The sequence below is a fragment of the Klebsiella sp. C283 genome (genome assembly GCF_048822555.1).
In the GTDB taxonomy this organism is placed as follows: Bacteria; Pseudomonadota; Gammaproteobacteria; order Enterobacterales; family Enterobacteriaceae; genus Klebsiella; species Klebsiella quasipneumoniae.
In genome coordinates this window covers 423529-430956 of sequence record NZ_JBMEZS010000005.1, presented here as the reverse complement: position 1 = coordinate 430956, position 7428 = coordinate 423529, and the positions used below count along the sequence as shown (strand labels likewise).

Below are 7428 nucleotides of genomic sequence, written 5' to 3'. Positions count from 1 at the left end.
CGAAGCAACCGACGGGACAAAGGCGAGCGCAATGACCGCGATTGCGAACGTGCCTGTGCTTACTACAAACATGACGACCAGGAGCCTCAAGTTTGGTGTTACCGGTTTTTATTCCGGTAGCCTCGTCTATAAACATGAGTTTTTTGGCGGCTGGTTAATCGACCTGGAAACTATCACCGTTTCCGATATCCCTGCGTTTGCCTCTGCGGACCTGGCGCGACAGATCGCCAGAGGGTGGGTGTCAAACTAAACAATAGGCGATTATATTTGCATTATGTAAATAACCCTTTTTCATTACTGCAAAATCTTTCGCTTATTCATGCAATAAAAATCGCCGCGCTACACTTAAAGGGCAAAAGGATGCTCCATGTACATGACTTGTCGCTTGGGTTACATTGTTCACACTTTTTTCCGGCGTAGCCCAAAACGCGCTCTCGTCAAGTCGTTAAGGGCATGGCCTTCAACAGTCCGAACTGGAGTCAAAATGTCCTCACGTAAAGAGCTTGCTAACGCTATTCGTGCGCTGAGCATGGACGCTGTACAGAAAGCCAAATCCGGCCACCCGGGTGCCCCGATGGGTATGGCTGACATTGCCGAAGTGCTGTGGCGTGATTTCCTGAACCATAACCCGAACAATCCGGCCTGGGCTGACCGTGACCGTTTTGTACTGTCCAATGGCCATGGTTCGATGCTGATTTACAGCCTGCTGCACCTCACTGGCTACGATCTGCCGATTGAAGAGCTGAAAAACTTCCGCCAGCTGCACTCCAAAACGCCGGGCCACCCGGAAGTCGGCTACACTGCGGGCGTGGAAACCACCACCGGTCCGCTGGGCCAGGGTATCGCTAACGCGGTCGGGATGGCTATCGCCGAGAAAACTCTGGCGGCGCAGTTCAACCGTCCGGGCCACGACATCGTCGACCACTACACCTACGCCTTCATGGGCGACGGCTGCATGATGGAAGGCATTTCTCACGAAGTGTGCTCCCTGGCCGGTACCCTGAAGCTGGGCAAACTGGTGGCCTTCTATGATGACAACGGCATCTCCATCGACGGCCACGTTGAAGGCTGGTTCACCGACGATACCGCCAAACGCTTTGAAGCCTACGGCTGGCACGTGGTGCGCGGCGTTGACGGTCACGACGCTGACGCCATCAAACGCGCAGTAGAAGAAGCGCGCGCGGTCACCGACAAACCGTCCCTGCTGATGTGCAAAACCATCATCGGCTTCGGTTCGCCGAACAAAGCCGGTACCCATGACTCCCACGGCGCGCCGCTGGGCGACGCCGAAATCGCCCTGACCCGCGAAGCGCTGGGCTGGAACCACGCGCCGTTTGACATCCCGTCTGACATCTATGCGCAGTGGGATGCCAAAGAAGCCGGTCAGGCGAAAGAAGCGGCATGGAATGAGAAGTTCGCTGCCTACGCCAAAGCCTTCCCGCAGGAAGCCGCCGAATTCACCCGTCGTATGAAAGGCGAGATGCCGTCTGACTTCGACGCCAAAGCCAACGAGTTCATCGCGAAGCTGCAGGCCAACCCGGCGAAAATCGCCAGCCGTAAAGCCTCTCAGAACGCCATCGAAGCTTTCGGTCCGCTGCTGCCGGAATTCCTCGGCGGTTCCGCTGACCTGGCGCCGTCCAACCTGACTCTGTGGTCTGGTTCTAAGCCGATCAACGAAGACACCGCGGGTAACTACATTCACTACGGCGTGCGTGAGTTCGGTATGACCGCTATCGCCAACGGCATCGCGCTGCACGGCGGCTTCCTGCCGTACACCTCCACCTTCCTGATGTTCGTGGAATACGCGCGTAACGCGGTACGTATGGCCGCGCTGATGAAGCAGCGTCAGGTGATGGTCTACACCCACGACTCCATCGGTCTGGGCGAAGATGGCCCGACTCACCAGCCGGTAGAGCAGGTGGCTTCCCTGCGCGTAACGCCGAACATGTCCACCTGGCGTCCGTGTGACCAGGTTGAATCCGCGATTGCGTGGAAATATGGCGTCGAGCGTCAGGACGGTCCGACCGCGCTGATCCTCTCCCGTCAGAACCTGGCGCAGCAGGAGCGTACCGAAGAGCAGCTGGCGAACGTGGCCCGCGGCGGTTACGTGCTGAAAGATTGCGCCGGCCAGCCGGAGCTGATCTTCATCGCCACCGGTTCCGAAGTGGAGCTGGCGGTGGCCGCGTGGGACAAACTGACCGCCGAAGGCGTGAAGGCGCGCGTGGTCTCCATGCCGTCCACCGACGCGTTCGACAAGCAGGATGCGGCCTACCGTGAATCCGTACTGCCGAAAGCCGTGACCGCGCGCGTTGCCGTGGAAGCGGGTATTGCTGATTACTGGTTCAAATACGTTGGCCTGAACGGGGCGATCGTTGGCATGACCACCTTCGGTGAGTCTGCGCCGGCTGAGCAGCTGTTCGAAGAGTTCGGCTTCACCGTCGACAACGTGGTCGCTAAAGCGAAAGCGCTGCTGTAATTGCGGTTACGGTGCGGGCTGATGCCCTCACCTCAACCCTCTCCCACAGGAGAGGGTGCAAACGCCAAAAACGGTAACCCCTGGGTTACCGTTTTGCTTTTACCTCGCCACCCGGCTTTTCACCGGCTTTTTTGTATCTGCTATTCCTGAACGATGTAATACGGTTGTAAATTATTCCAGCAAAAATGTGATGTGAGTCATATAGCTGGTTTATGGCGCTGGACAAACATTCCTTTTATTCCTCGTTTGGCTTATTCTAGCTGAAGCGTTTCAGTCGTTTAAATGTTCGACAATTAATCAATCAGTCGCAGTTTGCAGCTGGTAAGGTTTCCCTCAGAGCGTAGCTGGATTACTCTGTCAGCCACCTCATAACAGGGACAGCCTTGCAGGAGATCTATGACCATTCGCATCGCGATTAATGGCTTCGGTCGTATTGGACGCAACGTGGTTCGTGCGCTATATGAATCCGGGCGCCGTGCGGAAATCACCGTAGTGGCTATCAATGAGCTGGCGGATGCTGCGGGCATCGCGCATTTGTTGAAATATGACACCAGCCATGGCCGTTTCGCCTGGGATGTTCGTCAGGAGCGCGAGCAGCTGTTTGTTGGCGATGATGCCATCCGTCTGCTGCACGAGCCGACCATTGCGGCGCTGCCCTGGCGCGAGCTGGCGGTAGACGTGGTGCTCGACTGCACCGGCGTTTACGGGAGCCGTGAACACGGTGAGGCGCACCTGCAGGCTGGGGCGAAGAAAGTGCTCTTCTCGCATCCCGGCGGCAACGACCTCGACGCGACGGTGGTGTACGGCGTCAATCAGGATGAACTCCGCGCCGAGCATCGCATTGTCTCCAACGCCTCCTGCACCACCAACTGCATTATTCCGATCATTAAACTGTTAGATGATGCCTATGGCATCGAGTCCGGCACCGTCACCACCATTCACTCGGCGATGCATGACCAGCAGGTGATTGACGCCTACCATCCGGATCTCCGGCGTACCCGAGCGGCCAGCCAGTCGATCATTCCGGTGGATACCAAACTGGCGGCAGGGATCACCCGTATTTTCCCGCAGTTTAATGACCGTTTTGAAGCGATTGCCGTGCGGGTGCCGACGATAAACGTGACGGCAATTGACCTGAGCGTGACGGTCAAAAAACCGGTAAAAGCATGTGAAGTCAACCAGTTGCTGCAAAAAGCAGCACAAGGTGCATTTCATGGTATAGTTGACTATACGGAATTACCGTTGGTCTCAACAGATTTTAACCACGATCCGCACAGCGCCATCGTCGATGGCACGCAAACCCGGGTCAGTGGCGCGCATCTGATCAAAACGCTGGTCTGGTGCGATAACGAATGGGGCTTTGCTAACCGAATGCTCGACACGACGTTAGCGATGGCGGCTATTGGTTTCAGGTTCGACGCGTAAACGTCGACAAAACTTTATGAATCAACGAGAGGATTCACCATGTCTGTAATTAAGATGACCGATCTGGATCTGGCTGGTAAACGCGTTTTTATCCGTGCGGATCTGAACGTACCAGTTAAAGACGGGAAAGTAACCAGCGACGCACGTATCCGTGCCTCTCTGCCGACCATTGAACTGGCGCTGAAGCAGGGCGCGAAAGTCATGGTTACTTCTCACCTGGGTCGTCCGACCGAAGGCGAGTACAACGAAGAATTCTCTCTGCTGCCGGTTGTTAATTACCTGAAAGACAAACTGTCCAGCCCGGTACGTCTGGTTAAAGACTACCTGGACGGCGTGGAAGTCGCTGCCGGCGAGCTGGTGGTGCTGGAAAACGTTCGCTTCAACAAAGGCGAGAAAAAAGACGACGAAGCGCTGTCCAAAAAATACGCCGCGCTGTGCGACGTGTTCGTAATGGACGCTTTCGGTACCGCGCACCGCGCGCAGGCTTCCACCCACGGTATCGGCAAATTTGCTGACGTGGCGTGCGCAGGCCCGCTGCTGGCCGCTGAACTGGACGCGCTGGGTAAAGCGCTGAAAGAGCCGGCTCGTCCGATGGTCGCTATCGTCGGTGGTTCTAAAGTATCCACCAAACTGACCGTGCTGGATTCCCTGTCTAAAATCGCTGACCAGCTGATCGTCGGCGGCGGTATCGCCAACACCTTCGTTGCCGCTCAGGGCCACAACGTCGGTAAATCCCTGTACGAAGCGGATCTGGTTGATGAAGCCAAGCGCCTGCTGAGCACCTGCGATATCCCGGTTCCGACTGACGTTCGCGTCGCGACCGAGTTCTCCGAAACCGCAACGGCGACTCTGAAATCTGTTAACGACATTAAAGATGACGAGCAGATTCTGGACCTCGGCGACGTTTCCGCACAGAAACTGGCTGACATCCTGAAAAACGCCAAAACCATTCTGTGGAACGGCCCGGTTGGCGTATTCGAATTCCCGAACTTCCGTAAAGGGACTGAAATCGTGGCTAACGCTATCGCGGACAGCGAAGGTTTCTCCATCGCCGGCGGCGGCGACACCCTGGCAGCGATCGACCTGTTCGGCATCGCTGACAAAATTTCCTACATCTCCACTGGCGGCGGCGCGTTCCTTGAATTCGTCGAAGGCAAAGTCCTGCCGGCAGTAGCGATGCTCGAAGAGCGCGCTAAGCAGTAATTCAGTTCAGGCGGGGAAACCCGCCTGTTTTTCAGCGCGCTTAAGGGCTCGCGAACCTTCTTCAACGGTCGAAGATACAGATACAGGACTAAGTAACATGTCTAAAATTTTTGATTTCGTAAAACCGGGCGTCATCACTGGCGACGACGTTCAGAAAGTGTTCCAGGTAGCGAAAGAAAACAACTTTGCACTGCCGGCGGTAAACTGCGTAGGTACTGACTCCATCAACGCCGTTCTGGAAGCTGCTGCGAAAGTTCGCTCTCCGGTTATCGTTCAGTTCTCTAACGGCGGCGCGGCGTTCATCGCAGGTAAAGGCGTGAAAACTGACGTTCCTCAGGGTGCTGCTATCCTCGGCGCTATCTCTGGCGCGCACCACGTGCACCAGATGGCTGAGCACTACGGCGTGCCGGTTATCCTGCACACTGACCACTGCGCGAAGAAACTGCTGCCGTGGATCGACGGCCTGCTGGACGCAGGTGAAAAACACTTCGCCGCTACCGGCAAACCGCTGTTCTCTTCTCACATGATCGACCTGTCTGAAGAGTCTCTGCACGAAAACATCGAAATCTGCTCTAAATACCTGGCGCGCATGGCCAAAATGGACATGACCCTGGAAATCGAACTGGGTTGCACCGGTGGCGAAGAAGACGGCGTGGACAACAGCCACATGGACGCTTCCGCCCTGTACACCCAGCCGGAAGACGTGGATTACGCGTACACCGAGCTGAGCAAAATCAGCCCGCGCTTCACCATCGCCGCTTCCTTCGGTAACGTACACGGCGTGTACAAACCGGGTAACGTCGTTCTGACCCCGACTATCCTGCGCGACTCTCAGGAATATGTCTCCAAGAAACACAACCTGCCGCACAACAGCCTGAACTTCGTCTTCCACGGCGGTTCCGGTTCTTCCGCTCAGGAAATCAAAGACTCCGTTAGCTACGGCGTAGTGAAAATGAACATCGATACCGACACCCAATGGGCAACCTGGGACGGTATCCTGCAGTACTACAAAACTAACGAAGCTTACCTGCAGGGCCAGCTGGGCAACCCGAAAGGCGAAGACCAGCCGAACAAGAAATACTACGATCCGCGCGTATGGCTGCGTGCTGCACAGACTTCCATGGTGACTCGTCTGGAGCAGGCATTTAAAGAGCTGAACGCGATCGACGTTCTGTAAGAAAAATCTGTTTCTTACCCTGAAGCCCGCAGCAATGCGGGCTTTTTTATTAGCTTAACAACAGGATAGCGCGGCAGAAAACTGTGATCCATTTGGCAAAACGTGCACTTATTGTTTACCCTATAACCTGACTGCCCTGTCGCAGGCTGAGTTATTTACTTCCCCCTGGGGATTCATAAGGAATGTTAAATGGAAGATTTGAACGTTGTCGATAGCATCAACCACGCCGGGACGTGGCTGGCACGCAACCAGGAGCTGCTGCTGAGCTATGCCGTCAACATCGTCGCAGCTATCGCTATCCTGATCGTCGGGATGATCGTGGCGCGCGTCGTCTCTAACACCGTCAACCGCCTGATGCTGGCGCGTAAAATTGACGCCACCGTTGCCGATTTCCTCTCCGCGCTGGTGCGCTATGCGGTTATCGCCTTTACGCTGATTGCCGCCCTGGGCCGCGTGGGCGTGCAGACCGCCTCGGTCATTGCGGTGCTGGGCGCCGCGGGTTTAGCCGTCGGTCTGGCGCTGCAGGGGTCACTGTCTAACCTCGCGGCTGGCGTACTGCTGGTGATGTTCCGCCCGTTCCGCGCCGGTGAATATGTCGATCTCGGCGGCATTGCGGGTACCGTACAGAATGTGCAGATTTTCTCCACGACCCTGCGCACCGTCGATGGCAAAATCGTGGTGGTGCCGAACGGCAAAATTATCGCCGGCAACATCATTAACTTCTCCCGCGAACCGGCGCGCCGCAATGAGTTTATTATCGGCGTCTCTTACGATGCCGATATCGACAAGGTGAAGCAGCTCCTGACCTCGATTATCGAATCTGACGATCGTATTCTGCGCGATCGGGAAATGACGGTGCGCCTGAACGAACTCGGCGCCTCGTCGGTGAACTTCGTGGTGCGCGTGTGGAGCAAAAGCAGCGATCTGCAAAACGTCTACTGGGATATGCTCGAGCGCATCAAGCGTGAATTTGACGCCAATGGCATCAGCTTCCCTTATCCGCAGATGGATGTTCATGTGGTGCGCCTGCCGGAAAAAGCCGAGTAAACCACTACTCAGTGACTCAGGCCGGCCATGCCGGCCTTTTTTAATGGCTCATTATTAGCTTAGCTTATTAATGATTAATATTTTCAATTTCCGCTAATAA

General features: G+C 55.8%; 6 protein-coding genes. All 6 read left to right on the top strand.

Annotated elements, in window-relative coordinates; genetic code table 11:
- The coding region (locus ACOI7Z_RS12755; protein WP_420702280.1) for a hypothetical protein at positions 1 to 250 on the top strand (250 nt) is incomplete at its 5' end.
- A gap of 234 nt (positions 251 to 484) precedes the next feature.
- A complete protein-coding gene (gene tkt / locus ACOI7Z_RS12750; protein WP_023290987.1) occupies positions 485 to 2476 on the top strand; it encodes a transketolase in 1992 nt (663 codons plus the stop codon).
- 396 nt (positions 2477 to 2872) lie between these two features.
- The gene (epd, locus tag ACOI7Z_RS12745) at positions 2873 to 3901 is read left to right on the top strand and encodes an erythrose-4-phosphate dehydrogenase (protein ID WP_004205289.1); all 1029 of its coding nucleotides are present in this window, start codon (positions 2873 to 2875) and stop codon (positions 3899 to 3901) included.
- A 39-nt stretch (positions 3902 to 3940) separates the two neighbouring features.
- Positions 3941 to 5104, top strand: coding sequence for a phosphoglycerate kinase (gene pgk, locus ACOI7Z_RS12740; RefSeq protein ID WP_023290986.1), 1164 nt, complete (start codon positions 3941 to 3943; stop codon positions 5102 to 5104).
- Positions 5105 to 5201: 97 nt separating this feature from the next.
- Positions 5202 to 6281, top strand: coding sequence for a class II fructose-bisphosphate aldolase (fbaA, locus tag ACOI7Z_RS12735; protein WP_008806452.1), 1080 nt, complete (start codon positions 5202 to 5204; stop codon positions 6279 to 6281).
- A 189-nt stretch (positions 6282 to 6470) separates the two neighbouring features.
- Complete coding sequence (locus ACOI7Z_RS12730) at positions 6471 to 7328, top strand: small-conductance mechanosensitive channel MscS (RefSeq protein ID WP_087848592.1); 858 nt, start codon at positions 6471 to 6473, stop codon at positions 7326 to 7328.
- The last annotated feature ends 100 nt before the right edge of the window (positions 7329 to 7428 follow it).